This window comes from Saccharopolyspora sp. NPDC002686 (genome assembly GCF_040295745.1).
Lineage (GTDB): Bacteria > Actinomycetota > Actinomycetes > Mycobacteriales > Pseudonocardiaceae > Saccharopolyspora > Saccharopolyspora oryzae.
Genome location: NZ_JBEOVY010000659.1, coordinates 1 through 1,341, shown reverse-complemented (window position 1 = coordinate 1,341; position 1,341 = coordinate 1). Strand labels below are relative to the sequence as shown.

Annotated in this window: 1 protein-coding gene; it reads left to right on the top strand. The window is 67.9% G+C overall.

Annotated elements, in window-relative coordinates:
* Positions 1-1,206 (top strand): aconitase family protein (locus ABTZ89_RS38690; RefSeq protein ID WP_351054467.1); only part of this gene is annotated, 1,206 nt, incomplete at its 5' end.
* Positions 1,207-1,341: the final 135 nt, after the last annotated feature.

Sequence of the window (1,341 nt, the reverse complement as noted above, 5' to 3'; positions counted from 1 at the left end):
GGCTACGGCTGCACCACCTGCATCGGCAACTCCGGCCCGCTGCCGGAGGAGATCTCCGCCGCGGTGCAGGACAACGACCTGTCGGTCGTCTCGGTGCTGTCGGGCAACCGGAACTTCGAGGGCCGGATCAACCCCGACGTCAAGATGAACTACCTGGCCTCGCCGCCACTGGTCATCGCCTACGCGCTCGCGGGTTCGATGGACTTCGACTTCGAGAACGACCCGCTGGGCACCGACCCCGAGGGCAAGCCGGTCTACCTGCGCGACATCTGGCCGTCGCCGCAGGAGGTCCAGCAGACCATCGACTCGGCGATCACCAACGAGATGTTCGCCAAGTCCTACGAGGACGTCTTCAAGGGCGACGAGCGCTGGCGTTCGCTGCCCACCCCGGAGGGTCAGACCTTCGAGTGGGATGCGGAGTCCACCTACGTGCGCAAGCCCCCGTACTTCGAGGGCATGGCGATGGACCCGGCGCCGGTCACCGACATCTCCGGTGCTCGCGTGCTGGCGCTGCTCGGCGACTCGGTCACCACCGACCACATCTCGCCGGCCGGTGCGATCAAGCCGGACTCGCCCGCGGGCCAGTACCTCACCGAGCACGGCATCGACCGCAAGGACTTCAACTCCTACGGTTCCCGCCGCGGCAACCACGAGGTGATGATCCGGGGCACCTTCGCCAACATCCGGCTGCGCAACCTGCTGCTGGACGACGTGCAGGGCGGCTACACCCGGGACTTCACCCAGGAAGGCGCCCCGCAGGCGTACATCTACGACGCCGCGCAGAACTACGCCGCGCAGGGCACCCCGCTGGTGGTGCTCGGCGGCAAGGAGTACGGCTCCGGTTCCTCGCGCGACTGGGCGGCCAAGGGCACCAGCCTGCTCGGGGTCCGCGCCGTCATCACCGAGTCCTTCGAGCGCATCCACCGCTCGAACCTGATCGGCATGGGCGTCATCCCGCTGCAGTTCCCGGAGGGCGAGTCGGCCAAGTCGCTGGGCCTGGACGGCACCGAGACCTTCGACATCGCGGGCATCACCAAGCTCAACGACGGTGAGACCCCGGAGACGGTCAAGGTCACCGCGACCAAGGCCGACGGCTCCAAGGTGGAGTTCGACGCCAAGGTCCGCATCGACACCCCCGGTGAAGCGGACTACTTCCGCAACGGCGGCATCCTGCAGTACGTCCTCCGCAAGATGATCCGCTCCTGATCCCCTGCCGATCCGGCGGGTGCAGTACCGAACGGGCCCGGTGCGCCACAAGCGCACCGGGCCCGTTCCCATCGGCACACACCCAGCATGCACCGCTGCGGTTGGCGCGGTGAGGTCGTGAGTGTTTTGGGGTGC